The 17,401-nt window shown below is 59.8% G+C and carries 12 protein-coding genes and 1 pseudogene; 10 read left to right on the top strand and 3 right to left on the bottom strand.

Annotation, left to right across the window (positions count from 1 at the left end; genetic code table 11):
• Window positions 1-237: 237 nt before the first annotated feature.
• Window positions 238-975, bottom strand: a pseudogene (locus ACQ4W0_RS28895) (RNA repair transcriptional activator RtcR family protein); the annotation flags it as partial.
• 22 nt (window positions 976-997) lie between these two features.
• Between ACQ4W0_RS28895 and ACQ4W0_RS28900 the strand changes: the two are divergent.
• The 3 genes from ACQ4W0_RS28900 to ACQ4W0_RS28910 all read left to right on the top strand — a co-directional run bounded on the left by ACQ4W0_RS28900 (window position 998) and on the right by ACQ4W0_RS28910 (window position 2,783).
• Complete coding sequence (locus ACQ4W0_RS28900; RefSeq protein WP_436579868.1) at window positions 998-1,183, top strand: RNA 3'-terminal phosphate cyclase; 186 nt, start codon at window positions 998-1,000, stop codon at window positions 1,181-1,183.
• A gap of 130 nt (window positions 1,184-1,313) precedes the next feature.
• Entirely contained in the window at window positions 1,314-1,799 is a 486-nt protein-coding gene (pedF, locus tag ACQ4W0_RS28905; RefSeq protein WP_436579859.1) for a cytochrome c-550 PedF, read from the top strand.
• 150 nt (window positions 1,800-1,949) lie between these two features.
• Window positions 1,950-2,783, top strand: coding sequence for a substrate-binding periplasmic protein (locus tag ACQ4W0_RS28910; protein WP_436579860.1), 834 nt, complete (start codon window positions 1,950-1,952; stop codon window positions 2,781-2,783).
• 161 nt (window positions 2,784-2,944) lie between these two features.
• Here the strand turns inward: ACQ4W0_RS28910 and ACQ4W0_RS28915 are convergent, their stop codons facing one another.
• Entirely contained in the window at window positions 2,945-5,086 is a 2,142-nt protein-coding gene (locus ACQ4W0_RS28915; protein WP_436579861.1) for a TonB-dependent receptor family protein, read from the bottom strand.
• A 204-nt stretch (window positions 5,087-5,290) separates the two neighbouring features.
• On the opposite strand from ACQ4W0_RS28915, the gene ACQ4W0_RS28920 reads away from it, so the two are divergent.
• The 7 genes from ACQ4W0_RS28920 to ACQ4W0_RS28950 all read left to right on the top strand — a co-directional run bounded on the left by ACQ4W0_RS28920 (window position 5,291) and on the right by ACQ4W0_RS28950 (window position 14,955).
• Window positions 5,291-6,247, top strand: coding sequence for a beta-propeller fold lactonase family protein (locus tag ACQ4W0_RS28920; RefSeq protein WP_436579862.1), 957 nt, complete (start codon window positions 5,291-5,293; stop codon window positions 6,245-6,247).
• 338 nt (window positions 6,248-6,585) lie between these two features.
• Entirely contained in the window at window positions 6,586-8,106 is a 1,521-nt protein-coding gene (gene adh / locus ACQ4W0_RS28925; protein WP_436579863.1) for an aldehyde dehydrogenase, read from the top strand.
• A gap of 54 nt (window positions 8,107-8,160) precedes the next feature.
• Window positions 8,161-8,550 carry a DUF779 domain-containing protein gene (locus ACQ4W0_RS28930; protein WP_034756816.1) on the top strand — a complete coding sequence of 130 codons (390 nt, stop codon included), beginning with the start codon at window positions 8,161-8,163 and terminating at the stop codon, window positions 8,548-8,550.
• 51 nt (window positions 8,551-8,601) lie between these two features.
• Window positions 8,602-10,347 carry a methanol/ethanol family PQQ-dependent dehydrogenase gene (locus ACQ4W0_RS28935; protein ID WP_436579869.1) on the top strand — a complete coding sequence of 582 codons (1,746 nt, stop codon included), beginning with the start codon at window positions 8,602-8,604 and terminating at the stop codon, window positions 10,345-10,347.
• A gap of 287 nt (window positions 10,348-10,634) precedes the next feature.
• Window positions 10,635-11,795 (top strand): porin, encoded by a 1,161-nt coding sequence (locus tag ACQ4W0_RS28940; protein ID WP_436579864.1) that lies wholly within the window; start codon window positions 10,635-10,637, stop codon window positions 11,793-11,795.
• A 57-nt stretch (window positions 11,796-11,852) separates the two neighbouring features.
• Complete coding sequence (locus ACQ4W0_RS28945) at window positions 11,853-13,955, top strand: 4Fe-4S binding protein (protein ID WP_436579865.1); 2,103 nt, start codon at window positions 11,853-11,855, stop codon at window positions 13,953-13,955.
• A complete protein-coding gene (locus tag ACQ4W0_RS28950) occupies window positions 13,945-14,955 on the top strand; it encodes an FAD:protein FMN transferase (protein WP_436579866.1) in 1,011 nt (336 codons plus the stop codon). The genes ACQ4W0_RS28945 and ACQ4W0_RS28950 overlap by 11 nt, the downstream gene beginning before the upstream one ends.
• 1 nt (window position 14,956) lies before the next feature.
• Here ACQ4W0_RS28950 and ACQ4W0_RS28955 read toward each other — a convergent pair whose 3' ends face one another.
• On the bottom strand, window positions 14,957-16,882 hold the full coding sequence (locus tag ACQ4W0_RS28955) for a sigma-54-dependent Fis family transcriptional regulator (protein WP_436579867.1): 1,926 nt from the start codon (window positions 16,880-16,882) through the stop codon (window positions 14,957-14,959).
• Between the last annotated feature and the right edge of the window lie 519 nt (window positions 16,883-17,401).

A 17,401-nucleotide genomic window follows, 5' to 3' on the forward strand; every position in this document is an offset into this window, starting at 1 on the left:
AACAACTTTGCGCCGATGATAGTGCTGCAACCAGTGTGAAAGTAGGTTATCGTCAGGCTTGTTATTCGCAGTAGAGAAAAACCCCGCCAGCAATGGTGGGGTTTTTTTTCGTCTGGTGCTTTGGCATGCTTGCACCCCAACCGCAAGGTGCTGGGGTCAGACCCTCAATACCGCCAACGCAAAAGTCATCGCTAACGTGCGAGGGGGGGCTGACCCCGGCTGTACAGGCGTCGGGTTTTATCGACTCACGTCTTCCCAGCTCACGCCAAACTTCGTCAGGTATTTTTTCAGCCTGTCGGCGTCATTCGGCTTGGCTTTCGCCGCACGCGAGATGGCATACAGCGTGCGGCCCGCATCGGACAGGCTGTTCGATTGCCGGCACACCTGGATCACAGCCTGCAACTGCAGCGCATCGAACAGGTCGAGTTGCGCGGCGGCTTCGGCTCCCATAATATCGGACAGGTCCACTTCCGTGCCACCGCGATGGTCGCCGTAATGCTGCCACATCCGCTGTAGGCGCTTGATTTCTTCGTCGACCAAGCCATCCGTGATGCGACCCGCTTCCGATAAGATGGCCAGACGCGTGACAGCGGCAGACAGCTCGCGGAAATTGCCGTTCCATACCGAGGTGGACAAGGTGGCGAAACGCATGAAGCGCTCGCGTGCCTCCTTGTTGAAGCGTACGCGTTCGCCCGTCTCGGTGACGCGGCGCGCAAGAAAGGATTTGCCGGCGCCGGTCGGCCCCATCAACAGCATGGGTGCTTTCGATTTGATGGCGACGCGCTCGATTTCCTCGATCATGCCGTTGAACTTCGCATTGTGCGTGGCGATGCCGGACTTCAGGAAGGCCGCGCCCTCGGCCTGTTCGCGCGTAAAACGGTGGGCGATCTGGTCGTAGCGCGACAGATCGCGGTCAATCAATGCGTAGCTGCCGGGATTGCCGGCGGCCAAGCGCCTGTTGAACGAGGTGCGCACCTATCTGACGACGGACGCGGCCGTGGGCGAGCACCTGGCCGACCAGCTCTTGCTGCCCATGGCGCTGGCGGGCGGCGGTACCTTCAGTTGCAGCACGGTACCGCAGCATGCGTTAACGAATGCGGAGGTGATTGCCCGATTTTTGCCCGTGCATATCACTTTCGAGCAGCAGGAGCGGAACAGCATCTGCACGGTGGCCGCCGCCTAACGCGCGCGGTGATACAACTACGTGTTGCAGTTGTTCCAAATTGATACATGGGCGGCCGGATGTGGGGCATGTACGCATGGCATGGCATTTGCTCTTCTTGGATATTCACTAAAAAACCAAGGAGACCAGCATGACCTATTCTATCCGTACCCTGCTCGGCGTGGCGGCCGCCGGCGCCGTTGCCCTCACCTCCCTGCTGACCTTGCCGCATGCCTATGCGCACGGCAATGTCACGCCGCAAAGCGTCGATACCACGGGCTTGCCCAAGGTGGGCGACAAATGGCTCGAGCAAAACCCGTATCGGGGCAACAAGCTGGCCTTGACGGTCGGCACTTCGGCCTACAACCAGAATTGCGCACGCTGCCACGGCATCGAAGCTATCTCGGGCGGCATCGCGCCGGACTTGCGCCAGCTCGACCGCGATTGCTTCGGTATCAAGAATGAGACAAAGAAACAGGCTTGCTACAAGGAAACGGACAATTATTTCCTGGCGACCATCCGTCACGGTAAAGTACGCAATGGCGCCGTGTACATGCCGCCGTTCGAAGGCGTCTTCAACCAGGAAGCCATGTGGGCCATCAAGACCTATCTAGAAACCCGCCGCGAATCCAACTAAGAACACCTATCAAAACCTACTGCGCGTCGGTATTTGCGGCCTGCGATGCTCACTGTACCTTCGTACAGTTGCGCTTCTCAGCCACAACTCCCTTCCGCTCGCTACGGTTTTGTTAGGTGTTGTGAGTAGAACTGATAACGAAGGAGTCCCATGCGTTCATTTCAACTCCCGGGTACGCGCGCGATGATCTCGCTTGCCTGCCTGGCGCTGTGCGCAGCCGCGCCGGCGCGCGCCGGCTGGCAGAAAGTGCAGCAGTCGGGCAGCCTGAAAGTGGCTGTGTATAACGAGTTCGCGCCGTTTTCCGACAAGGGGGCGGGCATCGATATCGATATCGCCGAAGCGCTGGCGAAAAAGCTGGGTTTAAAACTGAGCTTGCTACCCTTTCCTGCCGGCGAAAACCTCAACGATGACTTGCGCAATATGGTGTGGAAGGGCCATTACCTCGGTTATGGTCCCGCCGATGTGATGTTGCATGTACCGGTCGACAAGAAGTTGATGGCGGATAACGACAAGGTCGAGATCTTTGCGCCGTATTACGTGGAAACCGTGCGCCTGGCGCGCAGCGCGCAAGCCGTGCCGCAATTCGATGGCGTCGCTTCGCTGGCCGGCAAGCGCATCGGCGTGGAAAAGGTGTCGATCGCCGCCATGCTGATGCTGGGTGAAGACAATGGCAAGTACCGCGACGACGTGCGTATCTTCGACACGGCCGCCGAAGCCTTGCAGCAATTGCAGGCGGGCCAGCTCGACGCCGTGCTGGCCAACCGCTCGGAAATCGAGTCGGTGCTGAAAAGCGATCCCGCTTTTCCCTTGAGCGAAGTGGCGTTCGCCCGCTTGCCGCGTGCCGGCTGGGCCGTGGGCTTGGCCGTCAGCCGCCAGCAGCTCGACGTGGCGAAATTGCTGCAGGCGGCCATGAACGAGATGGCGGCCAGCGGCGAGTTGAAAACCATTTTTGAGAAGTATGGCGTGAAGGAAGCGCGGCCCTGAAGTAGCTTGCTCTAGTTTAAAAGCCCGCGCATCGGAAGAGGCGCGGGCTTTTTGTCATGGGAACGCCTGAAAAATGTTCAGGGCAAGGCGCATTGCCGCAGGCAGTACGAATAGTACGACCAGGCAATGCAACGCGGCCATGGACTTTTTCTCAGGTGTCCTTAGAAGGAATACTGGGCGCTGACGCCTAGCAACCAATTGCGTCCCGGCGCCGCTTCATAGTAGCGCTTGTTGCTGTCGCCGACGATGACGGAGCCCACGTAAGTCTTGTCAAAAAGATTGTTCAGACGGGCAAATTCCTTGAAGCGCCAATTGCCTACGTTTTGCTTGGCGTTGAACCGCGCATTGAACACCGTGTAGCCGGGCGCCGGCTTTTCGCTGTTGCTGTCTTCCGCATACACCTGCTTGCTGGCCACGCTTTCCAGCGCTGCGCCAAAACGGTCGAGCGTGTCTTTCCAGGCCAGTTCCGCGAACAGGTTGGCGCTGGGCACGCCCGGCAAGCGGCTGCCTTCGCGCACGCTGCCAAACGCCTGGTCATACACGGCGTGCAGGCTGGTCAGCGCCACTTTTGTCGTGAAGCCATATGGCAGGTTCGAATCCAACGACACTTCCATACCCTGGCGCAAGGTCTTGCCCGCATTACGGTAGCTGGTGCGTCCGCCGCTGGAACTGTCGACCACCAGCTCGTCATTCGTCTTGATCTGGAACACAGCTGCGTTCAGGTGCGTGTTGTTGCTGATCCTGGCCTTGACGCCCGCTTCCAGGTTGGTGCTGGTGGCTGGTTTTAAGTTGAAATTGAAGCCGCCAGCCGTGCCCGAGTAAAACAGTTCGTTCAGGGTGGGCGCTTCGAAGCCGCGCGCGGCGCTGGCGTAAACGTTGACGTTCGGCGTCAGTTTATACAGCAAGCCCAGCACCGGTGTCGTGTGGCTGTATTCCAGGCTGCCACTATCGTTGCCATTGCTGAAGAAATGGTCGTTGACCGATATCTTCATCTTGCTGTAGCGCAAACCTACGCTGAGCAGCCACGGCCCGCTTTGCCATTCCGCCTGGATATACGGATCGAGGCTGGAGACGACATCCTGCTCGTCGCGGCGCAGCTTGCCCTTCACGCCAAAGGTATTGCCGATGTAATTTTCATAGCCGGTGCGGTCATCGCTGGAGCGGGCGTAATCGATGCCGATGGTGGTGCTCAACTTGCCACCCGCTAATTGGTTGACATGCAGCCAGTTGGTATCGATGCCGTAGAAGTTGCGCTGGAAATCGATCACGCCACCTGAATTTTTTGGCGATGAGGTTTGAGCAGCCTGTGGAATTGACTGATATTGAATTACATCGCGGTTTCCTCCATACACCATCACATGCAGGCGGTCCTCGCCGAATCGCTGTTCATAGGCAGCGCCGATTTGCTGGTGATCAATGCTCTTGCGCGTGTTGTAGCGTTCGGCAAAGCTGCGCTTCGGATTCTGGTCATCTTTGGGGTCGATGTCGCCGACGCGCGGGTCGCGGGCAAACGTGGGCCAGGTGACACCCAGCGGATCTTGCGTATTGCCCTGGTGCAGGCTGTTGGCGACGATGGTCAGCTTGCTGTCCGCATTGGGCTTGACGGTGATCTTGCCGAACGCCTGTTCGCGCGTGGCGGCGCTGTGGTCGCGGAAGCCGTCGGTGCGGAAGCGCGAACCGTCGAGCACGTAGCCGATGCCGCCTGCCTGGCCTTGCGCCGAAAGGTCCACCTTGCTGGTGCCGAAGCTGCCGCCTGTCACGTTCAATTCGACGGACGGGGGATTTTGCCCATCCTTGGAAAACAGCTGGATCACGCCGCCCGAATGGTTGCCGTAGATGGCAGAAAACGGTCCGCGCAGCACTTCGATGCGCTCGGCCGTATCGAGGTTGAAGGTAGCGGCCTGGCCTTGGCCATCGGGCATGCTGGCAGGAATGCCATCGCTGATCAGTTTGACGCCGCGCACGCCGAAGGCCGAGCGGGCGCCGAAGCCGCGTGACGAGATTTGCAAGTCTTGCGCATAGTTCTGGCGGTTTTGCACGACCAGGCCCGGCACGGCGGCCAGCGCTTCCGACGCATTGACGCGGATTTGGCCATCCTGGATGCGGGCGCTGTCGACGACGTCGATGGACGCCGGCACTTCCTGGCTGGGGTGGGCGATGCGGCTGCCGCTGACGACCACCGTATCCATGAGTTGCCCGGTGGCCAGGTCAGCGGACTCGGCGGCGAAAACGTGTGGGGCCAGGGTGGCGCTGCCGGCGACAAACAGGCTGGCAATGGTGTTCAGGCGGAAACGATGCTGCATGCGGGTTCTCCAATGTGAATAAAAGCCTGCTTGAGCGCGTGAGCGGCGCAGGTCTGCCTAGTCTTATCAAGCAATATGCCTGCCATGTCTCCATTGGTGGGCTGAAATTATACGCGTGCCCGTGGCACGGCGTTTGCATGCAGCAATGGTCAGAGGCGCCGATGCCGTGCGCTTTCCCCTCGTTTTGCCATTCAAAAGGTGATTATGCCCAACTTCTTCTCGCGCTTGCGCCTGGTTTGCTGGCTGCTGCCTGCGCTTGCCAGCAGCGCCATCCAGGCCGCTCCGTTCGCCTATGTGCCCAATGAAAAATCGGGCACCCTGAGCGTGATCGACACGGCGAATGACCAGGTGGTGCGCCAGATCGCGGCAGGCAAGCGTCCACGCGGCATCGCCGCCGACCCGACCGGACGCCAATTGTTTGTCACGGATGCGGCCAGCAGCGCCTTGCTGCTGATCGATAACGCTGCCGGCACGCCCGTGCGCACGGTGGCGCTGGGCAATTCGCCCGAGGGTGTCAGCGCTTCCCAGGACGGTCGATATGTGGCCGTGGCCGTCGAAGAAAACAATAGCGTGGCATTGCTCGATGGCCAGAAGGGCACATTGCTCGCCGACATCAAGGTGCAGGGACGCAACCCGGAACATGCCGTGTTCAGCCCGGATGGGCGCTGGCTGCTGGTCAGTGCGGAAGAGGCCGAGCAAGTCGATGTCATCGATGTGGCGCAACGCCGCCAGGTAGCCTCCATTGCCGTGGGCCTGCGTCCGCGCGGCATCGGTTTCAGTCCGGACTCTGGCCGCGCCTACGTGGCGTGCGAACTGGTCAACGCCGTGTATGTGATCGACATGGCCGCGCGCAAGGCGATTGCCACTATTCCAGCGGGCAAGAATGCCAACGGTATCGCCATCCATCCCAGTGGCAAGCAGGTGTACGTCTCGAACGGCATCGATGGCACGGTGATGGTGATCGACACGGTCAGCCACCAGGTCACGGCCACCATTCCCGTCGGCAAACGCCCGTGGAACATGGCCATCACGCCCGATGGCAGCAAGCTGTATGTGGCCAATGGCCGCTCGAACAGCGTTTCCGTCATCGACACGGCCAGCGCGCGCAAGGTGGCCGATATTGCCGTGGGCGAATTGCCATGGGGCGTGGTGATTCGTTAGTGGTACAGGAACAGGTGTTCCAGTCTGGTACACCTGTTCCATTGTGCAGCGGCGAAAGGGCGCAGCAGCAGAGCTGGCCCGGATTGGAACAGGACGCCGCCACCTTGTTCAGAACGCAAACAGATCCACGCCCTCCTTTCATGCCCCGGGCATGCGATGAAAAGCGCGCCGGTATTGACCCCACGCCCTTGTAACAAGGATAAAACCCGCTAAGTTTGTAGTGGGGCGGCGAGCTGGCACGGCATTTGCGGAAGACTCCGTGTACTCACCCCATCTGTACCAGAACGTTTGATTTTAATCACAGCAATTCCATTCTAATTAACCCGATAGAGGACGACATGAATCTCGCAGACATCAGCAAACTGGGCGTAGCCAATCCCTTCAAACAACGCTATGACAATTACATCGGTGGCAAATTCGTTGCCCCAGTAAAAGGTGAATACTTTCCTAACATCACACCGATCACCGGCTTGCCGTTTTGCGAAATCGCCCGTTCCACGGCGGAAGACGTCGAGCTGGCGCTGGACGCCGCGCATGCGGCCAAGGATGCCTGGGGCAAGACTTCACCTGCCGAGCGCGCCAATATCCTGAACCGCATCGCCGACCGCATCGAACAGAACCTGAGCCTGATCGCCACGGCGGAAACCATCGACAACGGCAAGCCGATCCGCGAAACGATGAATGCCGACATTCCGCTGGCCATCGACCATTTCCGTTACTTCGCCGGTTGCATCCGCGCGCAGGAAGGTTCCGTCGCGCAAATCGATGCGGAAACCTATGCCTATCACTACCATGAGCCGCTGGGCGTCGTGGGCCAGATCATCCCGTGGAATTTCCCGATTCTGATGGCCGTGTGGAAACTGGCACCGGCCCTGGCCGCTGGCAATTGCGTGGTGCTCAAACCGGCCGAGCAAACGCCCGCTTCCATCATGGTGTTGATCGAGCTGATCGGCGACTTGCTGCCACCGGGCGTGTTGAACATCATCAACGGTTTCGGCCTGGAAGCGGGCAAGCCGCTGGCGTCGAGCAAGCGCATCGCCAAGATCGCCTTTACGGGTGAAACGGGCACGGGCCGTTTGATCATGGGTTATGCCGCGCAAAACCTGATTCCCGTCACCCTGGAGCTGGGCGGCAAGTCGCCGAACATCTTCTTTGAAGACGTGATGGATGCCGATGATGATTATTTCGACAAGTGCCTGGAAGGCTTCACCATGTTTGCGCTGAATCAAGGCGAGGTGTGCACCTGCCCATCGCGCGTGCTGATCCAGGAATCGATCTACGAAAAATTCATCGAACGGGCCTTGAAGCGCGTGGCCGCCATCAAGCAGGGAAACCCGCTCGATGCCAGCACCATGATAGGCGCCCAGGCTTCGCAGGAACAGCTGGAAAAAATCCTGTCCTACCTCGACATCGGCCGCCAGGAAGGCGCCGAAGTGCTGGCTGGCGGCGAGCGCAATACGCAGGCGGGCGACCTGGAAGGCGGCTACTACGTGCGTCCGACCGTCTTCAAGGGCAATAACAAGATGCGCATCTTCCAGGAAGAGATTTTCGGGCCCGTCGTGTCCGTGACCACCTTCAAGGATGAGGCCGAAGCGCTGGCGATTGCCAACGATACCTTGTATGGCCTGGGTGCCGGCTTGTGGACACGCGACGGTTCGCGCGCCTTCCGCATGGGACGCGCCATCCAGGCGGGCCGCGTGTGGACCAATTGCTACCACCTGTATCCAGCCCACGCCGCGTTCGGCGGCTACAAGCAATCGGGTATCGGTCGTGAAAACCACAAGATGATGCTCGATCACTACCAGCAAACGAAGAACTTGCTGGTGAGCTATAGCCCGAAAGCCCTGGGCTTCTTCTAAACCGGCAACAGGCGCCGCGCCCTTAGTCCGGGGCGGCGCGCAGAAAGGGATGCCATGAGTGCAGCAATTGCCCGGGTGGTCGCCACCGATGCGGCGCTGGAAATGATGGACAAGTTGCGCCAGCGTCACGGCCCGCTGATGTTTTTCCAGTCGGGCGGTTGCTGCGACGGCAGTGCGCCCATGTGTTATGCGCTGGGCGAGTTCGATGTCAGCGATACCGATATCTATCTCGGCAACTTGAATGGCACACCGTTTTACATGGGACTCGAGCAATTCGAGTACTGGGAGCATACCCAGTTGATTATCGATGTGGTCGACGGCAATGGCGGCATGTTTTCACTCGACAACGGCACGGGCAAGCGCTTTTTGACGCGCTCGCGCCTGTTCACCGATGAAGAGTGCGCGCTGTTGCATGCCCAGCCGCATGAGCACCGCAAGACCTGATACACACACATACTAATAAAACAGAGGGAGATGATTGTGCAGAAAAAAATCATGGGGGTAGTCGTCAGTTTGAGCCTGGTATCGCTGGCCTCGTTCGTTCACGCAGCGGACGCGGGCAATGTCACCAGCGCCATGCTCGACAACACGGCGAAGAATCCGGCCAGTGTCCTGTCGTTCGGCATGGGTACGCAGGGCCAGCGCTACTCGCCGTTGACGCAGATCAATGACAAGACCGTGGCCAAACTGGTGCCGGCCTGGTCGTTCTCGTTTGGCGGTGAAAAGCAGCGGGGGCAGGAATCGCAGCCGCTGATTCACAACGGCAAGATGTTCGTCACGGCATCGTATTCGCGCATCTTTGCCGTCGATTTGAAAACGGGTGCTAAGTTGTGGAAGTATGAACATCGCTTGCCGGACGGCATCATGCCGTGCTGCGACGTGGTCAACCGCGGTGCCGCCCTGTACGGCAACCTGGTGATTTTCGGCACGCTCGACGCCTACCTAGTGGCGCTGGACCAGAACACGGGCAAGATCGTCTGGAAGGAAAAGGTCGACGATTATGCAGCCGGTTACTCGATGACGGCCGCGCCGCTGATTGCCGAAGGCTTGCTGCTGACGGGCGTGTCGGGCGGCGAATTCGGCATCGTGGGCCGGGTCGAGGCGCGCAACCCCATGACGGGCGAGCTGGTGTGGAGCCGTCCCACCGTGGAAGGCCATATGGGCCACCGCTACGACAAGGATGGCAAGGCCATCGACAACGGCATCTCGGGAACGGTGAACAAGACCTGGCCGGGCGACCTGTGGAAAACGGGCGGCGCCTCGACGTGGATGGGCGGCACCTACGATCCGCAAACCAAGTTGGCCTACTTTGGCACGGGCAACCCGGCACCGTGGAACAGCCATTTGCGTCCCGGCGACAATCTGTATTCCTCGTCCACCGTCGCGCTGGACGTGAAAACGGGCCAGATCAAGTGGGCATATCAGAACACGCCCAACGATGCCTGGGATTTCGATGGCGCCAACGAGTTCGTCACCTTCGACATGGATGGCAAGCGCTACGGCGGCAAGGCCGACCGCAACGGTTTCTTCTATGTCATCGATGCAACGAACGGCAAGCTGCAGAACGCCTTTCCGTTTGTGAAGAAAATCACTTGGGCCAGCAGTATCGACCTGAAGACGGGGCGGCCGAACTACATCGCCGCCGGCCGCCCTGGCGATCCGACCAAGGGAGAGGAAGGCAAGAAGGGCACGACCGTGTTTGCAGCACCAGCCTTCCTGGGTGCAAAAAACCAGATGCCGATGGCGTACTCGCCGCAGACCAAGTTGTTCTACGTTCCCGCGAATGAATGGGGCATGGACATCTGGAACGAGCCGATCAGCTACAAGAAGGGTGGCGCTTTCCTCGGCGCCGGTTTCACCATCAGGCCTTTGTTTGACGATTACATCGGCGCCATGCGCGCCATCGATCCGAAGACAGGCAAGATCGTCTGGGAAATCAAGAACAATGCGCCGCTGTGGGGTGGCGTGATGAGTACGGCCGGCAATCTGGTGTTCTACGGTACGCCGGAAGGCTTCCTGAAAGCCGTCGACGCGAAGACGGGCAAGGAGCTGTGGAAATTCCAGACGGGCTCCGGCGTCGTGGCGCCACCCGTCACCTGGCAGGATGGCGACACGCAATATGTGGCCGTCGTTTCCGGCTGGGGTGGCGCGGTGCCGCTGTGGGGTGGCGAAGTGGCCAAGAAGGTCAACTTCCTGGAACAGGGCGGTTCCGTGTGGGTCTTCAAGCTGGCATCGAAGTAAGGGGGTGAAACGCCCGGGCCACTCGGATGGGTGTCTCCCTGTCTGCCGGGCGCTTTCTTTTTTCTGACGGCCCAGGCCGTCAGTTTTTTGTTTACTTGTATGCCCGACATGCAAACTTGCGGTCAAAAAATGAACACTATCAGTGGCGATTGATCCGCTGTTGCACACGTTAAGTACGCTTTTTCTCTTTCTCCCTCTGAGCCGCGCTGGGCACGCTTATTGCCAAAGCTTGAGGTACATCAATCACTGGTGTGCACACTAAAAACAGAGAAGAAAGAGGAGAAGCAATGAACACATTGATCAAGTTGGGGAGCCTGGGTGTCATGACAATCGCAGCGATGGGGCAGGCACAAGCCGTCGATATCAAGGCGGGCGACTGGACGGTGTCGGTGGGCGGCATCGTCAACGCCTACTACACGCAAGTGTCGTGTTCGGGTGATGCGGTGGGCGGGCTGGCGCTGGGCGGCCAGGCGCTCGGTTGCGGCGGCGAAAAAGACCGCACCACCATCGGCAACGGCTTGTTGCCGAATGGCTTGATCACCTCCGCCTCGTCGCGCCTGGGCGAGTATGACGTGAAAGCCTTGATCGGCATCTACAACTCGACGGCCACCGACAGCGCCATCAGCCAGAACAGCGTGGTCGATGTGCGCCAGGCATTCTTTACGTTTGGCAATGAGCAGATGGGTACTTTCAAGCTGGGCCGCGACTACGGTATCTTCGGCGCGAACGCGATCCTGTCCGACATGACGTTGCTGGGCTCGGGCGCACCGGTGCAAGCGACACAGCGGGGCCGGGTGACCCTGGGCCATATCGGCGCCGGCTACACCTATCTGGGCAACTATGGCCAGATCATGTACAGCTCGCCGAAGTCGGGCGGCGTTGGCGTCGATGTGGCGCTGGTCAGCCCCGTCTCCGATACGCCCATCGTGGCAGGCTCGACCTATTCTTCGAAGTCGAGTCCGCAAGTGCAGGCGCAGCTGACGTATGCGCAGGAAGGCTTGAAAGCCTGGCTCGGCGTGAAGTCACAAAAATTCACCTCGAAAACGCCAGGTATCGATGACCTGACCATGCGCGGCGTGGAAGTGGGCGGCTCGTACCAGATGGGCCCGGCTGGCGTGTTGCTCAACTTCCAGGGCGGCAAAGGGCTGGGCATCTTGTCCGATGCGGACCAGGGCGATACCAAGTCGAAGAACTGGCTGCTGCAAGGCACCTACAAGACGACAGACAAGCTGAAGCTGGGCTTGTCCTACGGTATCAGCAAGAACGACGACAACACGGCCGGCACGGGCGGCTTGAAGTCGAACGCCAACCTGACCCTCGGTGCGTATTACTCGCTCAACAGCGCGATCACCCTGGTCGGCGAGCTGGGCCAGACGCGCTCGAAAGGCTTTGCCGGTGGCGAAGCGAAGATGAATGGCGTGTCGCTGGGCGGCATTATTTTCTTCTAACTCACCAACGCGGCGCCTTGTCATAGGGCGCCGCACGGAGCGTAGTGCATGCGGACAATGCGGTTATTCATCGGATGCTGGTTATTCCTGTTTATCCTGGGACAGGCGTGGGCGGGCGTGCTCACCAAGGCCGAGCTGGCACGACGCTTTCCTGCTCCCATCATCGTGGGCGACAAGGAGGCCGACTTGCCCGTCTGGCCCTTGTTCCGGCAAAACGCCACGGCCACCGAACTGGTCGGCTACGTTTTTGAATCGGTGGACCTGGCGCCCATTCCCGGCTTTTCCGGCGTGCCCGTCAATTTATTGATCGCTATCGATCCGCAGGGCAGTTTTTTGGACGTGTCCGTCCTGTCGCAGCACGAACCCGTGTTTCTCGATGGCTTGGGCGAAGCACCCTTGTTTCAGTTCGTCAAACAGTACCAGGGCTTGTCGCTGAAACAGAATATCGCCATCGATGCCAGGAAGAAACGCGCGCCAGACGCCACCCACGCCGATATCGACGGCGTGTCGAAGGCCACGGCCTCCGTGCGCATCATCAACCAGAGCGTGCTGGCGTCGGCCTTGAAAGTGTCGCGCAAGAAGCTCGGCTTCGCGCAAGGCCGCGACCCCGACCAGATCGCCCGCATCCGCATGGATGTGTTTGAAAAACTCGGCGCTGCGCAGATGCTCAAACAGGGCTTGATTCAGCATGTGCGCCTGAGCAACAAGGACGTGGAGCTCCTGTTTGCCGGCAGTGCCGGCGCGGGGCTCGATGCGCAGGCCACACGCGAGCCGGACGGCGTGTTCATCGATCTGTACCTGGCGTATGTGTCCGTGCCCACGGTGGGACGCAATCTGTTGACGGAACGCAGCTGGAACAAATTGCGCAACCGGCTCGACGAGGGCGATCACGCCATTCTCGTCATGTCGCGCGGGCGCTACAGCGTGCTGGGCGACGATTTCGTGCGCGGCACGGTCCCGGACCGGCTGTTGCTGAAGCAGGATGGCTTGCCCATCGACATGCGCGACCTAGACCTGGAATTGAGTTTGTCGGAGGGGGCAGCGTTGCCGACGGAAAATGTCGCCGTGTTTCGCATCATCAGCCAGGCGGGGCTCGATGCGGCCAGTCCGCTGGCATTTTCTCTCCCCATCACGCGCAACAAGGGCATCGTGTATCCGGAACGCATCGCCCGCAACGTGGATTTCAGCTACCGCTTGCCGGCCGAGTTTTATACGGCGCCGCAAGGCGACGATGCCACCTGGCGCGGCACATGGAAGAACCGCAAGGCTGAGCTGCTGCTATTGGTCGCCGGGCTGGCGCTGCTGGCCGGCGCATTGGCGTGGCAAAAGCGCCTGGTGCGCGAGGGGCGGCAATTTACCTGGTTCCGCCGCCTGTTCCTGTTGTTTACCATCGCTTTCATCGGCTACTACGCGCAGGGGCAGTTATCGATCGTCAACATTACGGGTGCACTCCAGGCGCTGCTGGCGGGGCGCAGCCTGGGCTTTTTCCTGTTCGATCCGATGACGGTGATCCTGTGGGCTTTCGTACTGCTCAGTCTGTTTATCTGGGGGCGCGGCACGTTTTGTGGCTGGCTGTGTCCGTTTGGCGCCCTGCAGGAATTGACGGGCAAGCTGGGCCAGTGGTTGCGCTTGCCGCAGTGGAAGATCAAGCCACGCCTCGACGGGCGCTTGAAATGGATCAAGTATGGCTTGCTGGCGGTCATTCTTAGCAGCAGCATGTTTTCCAGCCAGATCACGGACAAGCTGGTGGAGCTGGAGCCGTTCAAGACGGCAATTACCCTGAACTTCGTGCGCGCCTGGCCCTTCGTGGCGTATGCCGTGGGCTTGCTGCTGCTCAGCAGTGTTTCTTATAAATTCTTTTGCCGCTATCTGTGCCCGTTTGGCGGGGCGCTGGCGCTGCTGGGGCGCTTTCGTTTGTTTGACTGGATTCCCCGCCGCAAGGAATGCGGCACGCCTTGCCAGACTTGCCGCCACCGTTGCGAGTATCACGCCATCGCACCGAGCGGGAAAGTCGATTACGGCGAGTGTTTCCAGTGCATGGATTGCGTGGTGATTTACGCCAGCGATGAAAAATGTGCGCCCTTGATGCTGGAAATCAAGCGTGCCCGCACCATACCCATAGTCCGCGCCACGGCAGAGGAGAGCAGCAATGCAGCGTAGAACGTTTATTTCCGCAGCGATCGGCAGCGTGGCCGGCATGGCGGGCTTGTCTTTGCCTGGCAGCATGGCGCGCGGCACGGCCACGGCGTCCGGCGTGCGCCCTTATCAAGGTGCCGCGCTGGCCTTTGGCACGACGATCGCCGTCATCGTATTGCACCACGATCAGCACCAGGCCGAACTGGCCATTGAAGACGCCTTGCATGCGGCCAAGAATATCGACCGGCTGATGAGCATTTACAGTCCGGCCAGCCAAGTCTTCCAGCTGAACCGTGATGGCCGCCTGGCCCGGCCGCACGCCCATCTGCTGGCCGTGCTGGCGCAGGCGCAAGCCTTGTCGCAATGGAGCGATGGCGCGTTTGATATTACCGTGCAACCGTTATGGCAGCTGTTTCGCGCGGCGGCAGACCAGGCAAGCTTGCCGACAGCCACATTGCGCCGTGCCACGCAAGCGCGGGTAGGATGGCGGCAACTGGCGTGGGACAGGCGCGAAGTGCGTTTTCTTCAGCCTGGCATGGCACTGACCTTGAATGGCCTGGCGCAAGGATACGCGGCGGACATGGCGCTGGCGGCCGTGCAGGCACGCGGCATACGGCACGCGCTGCTCGATACGGGCGAGTTCATTGCACGCGGACAGCGTTCCGTACGGCGTCCGTGGACCTTGGGTATCCAGGACCCGCGCGACGGGGAAATCCTGGCGGCCACCCTGAAAGTGGAGGGGCGCAGCGTGGCCACGTCGGGCGACTACGAATGCACGTTCACGCCCGACTTCGTGCATCACCACATCTTCGACCCATCGAAGGGCGATTCGCCGGGCGAACTGGCCAGCGTGACCGTGCTGGCACCCACGGGCTTGCTGGCCGATGGCTTGTCGACGACCTTCATGGTGACGGGGGCCGCGCGTGCGCATGCGATGGCCGCGCACATGCAGGGCGTTGACCTGATGACCATCGACAAGTCGGGGCAGCGCAAAATGTCTCCCGGCTTTGCCCGTCTACTCTAGGCTATTTCAGATGCGGCACCTTGCGATAGATCGTGTTGCGCGATACGCCCAGGGCCCGCGCCGTGGCCGAGACATTGCCGCCATGCGCGTCCAGCGATTTGAGAATCGCGCTTTGTTCCATCTCTTCCAGATTGGCGCCGGCGGCGATCATGCGGTCCGTGCTGGCGCTGGCGGCGCTGGCTTGCGTCATCTCAATATCGTCGAGGAAATCATCAGGCATGTGGCGCAAACAGATTTCATGTTCGTCGCCTGCCATGACGATGGCCGTGCGCAACAGATTGGTCAACTGACGGAAATTGCCTGGCCATTTGTGCTGGTGGAACATGCGCAGGATGTCCGGTGCCACCGTATAGCGCGTGTCGGGCGCTTCCGTCGCGAGGATCTTTTTCACGACCGTGTCCAGGTCCGTGCGCTCGCGCAGCGGCGGCAGTTTGACCACCAGGCCATTCAGCCGGTAATACAAGTCTTCGCGAAACAAACCCTTGGCCATGCGTTCGCGCAAGTTGTGATTCGTGGCGCAAATGAGTTCGACGTTGACGGTAATTGACTTGCTGCTGCCAAGAGGCGTGACCATGCGCTCCTGCAGCACGCGCAACAGGCGTGCCTGCAAGCCAAAGGGCATGTCGCCGATTTCATCGAGAAACAGGGTGCCGCCATTGGCTTGCAGGATCTTGCCTATCGCCCCTTTCTTGCGCGCGCCAGTAAAGGCCCCGTCTTCATAGCCGAACAGTTCAGACTCGATCAGGGTTTCCGGGATCGAGGCGCAATTGACGGCGATAAACGGTCCCATGGCGCGCGGTGAATCGTTGTGGATGGCTTGTGCCAGCAATTCCTTGCCGGTCCCCGTTTCACCCATGACGAGAATGGGAATGTCGCGCCCCAATACCTTGTTGACCTTTTCGATCACCAGTTCCAGTTGTGGATCGCCCGTGCGCAGGTAGCGAAGGCCGGACAGGCGCCGCGCCGCATTGGCAGCATGGCTGGCTGGCGCGGGAACCTGGGCGGGCACGGCGTTGATATCGCTGTGATCGGTGCTGGAGGTAAAACCATGCTGGAAGACACTATTGGCCAAGCGCAACTGCGCGCGCCCGTACACGCGCACGCCGCTGTGCATGCACAGGTTCAGCAAGCCGGGTGCTGCCGTGCGGTAATGGTCGTACAGGGCGGAAACGGGCAAGCCGAACAGGGAGCTGAAAGTATGTGATTGCAGCGCGGCAAATGACAGGCCCAGCTGGAACAAGCCGTTTTTATTGGCGGATAAAAACCGTCCGCCCGGAGTGAACGAGGCGATGCCCTCCATTAAGGTACCGATGAATTCGGGGCGTGCGTGGAAGTGCACGGTGATGGCATCTTCGAAGGTGGCAGAAAACAGCTGATTTTCGATCATCAGCGCCGACATGCGCACCAGCGCCATCGTATGCTTATGGAAACTGCGCTGGTCGCTGGATACGTCCAGCACGCCGATGACATTGCCGCGGTGGTCGGTGATCGGTGCCGCAGAGCACGTCAGGAAGTGATTGGCGGCCAGGTAATGCTGGTCCGCATGGACCAAAGTTGGTACTTTTTCCGTGATGGCCGTGCCGATGGCATTCGTGCCGCGGCTTTGTTCCGACCATGCCACGCCCGGCTGCAAGGCCACCCGGTTGGCTTTCTCCAGAAAATCATCGTCGCCCAGCGAATGCACGATGACGCCGTTGGCATCCGTCAAGATCACCATATTGTGCGTGTTGACGATTTGCTGGTACAAGGTTTCCATCGCGGGCAGCGCGTGCGTGTGCAGCATGCGATTTTGCTCGATCAACAATGACAGATCAGATTTGCCGGCCGGCGTAAAGTCGGGCGTGGCCGTGGGCGACAGGCCAAAGGCGACTGAGCGCTGATGGGACGTTTCAATGATGACGGGGACGATGTCCTGTCCTGTCGGCATGGCGTTCCCATCCGCTATGGACGAAAACGGTGCGCTACGATAAGTAGCTGACGGTTGATACATGATCTCGTTGCCTCCGTTGGGCCCTGTACTGCGGCGCTCTTTTGAATATCGAGAGTGTTCCATAATGTAGCACCTGTCACAGATGGGAGCAAAACAAAGCGAACCGGGCTATCCCCAGTGTTGCTGCCAGGCCCAGAGTTGCTCTCATCAGTGGACAATGCATATGGCTGTATAAGCAAGTGCGGTGCCAGGACTGTTTCACGGGGCGGAAAAATAGCCCTTGCAGGGCGTGCGTGGTGGGGCTATAATTCGCCCCCTCGCTGAACGACGCATGCAAATGCTGAGTAAGGTAGGGGAAAGAAGGAGTTGACGGATGTAGTGAAATGCTTCATACTCTTTCTTCTTCGCAGCTGACAAACACAACGCTTTGTCGATAGCGCGAAAGTAGCACCGAATACCGTTCTTTAACAATTAACAGTCGATAAGTGTGAGCATTTGATGTAAGTGCAGCGTCAA

Source organism: Janthinobacterium breve (genome assembly GCF_051380895.1).
Classification (GTDB): domain Bacteria; phylum Pseudomonadota; class Gammaproteobacteria; order Burkholderiales; family Burkholderiaceae_D; genus Janthinobacterium.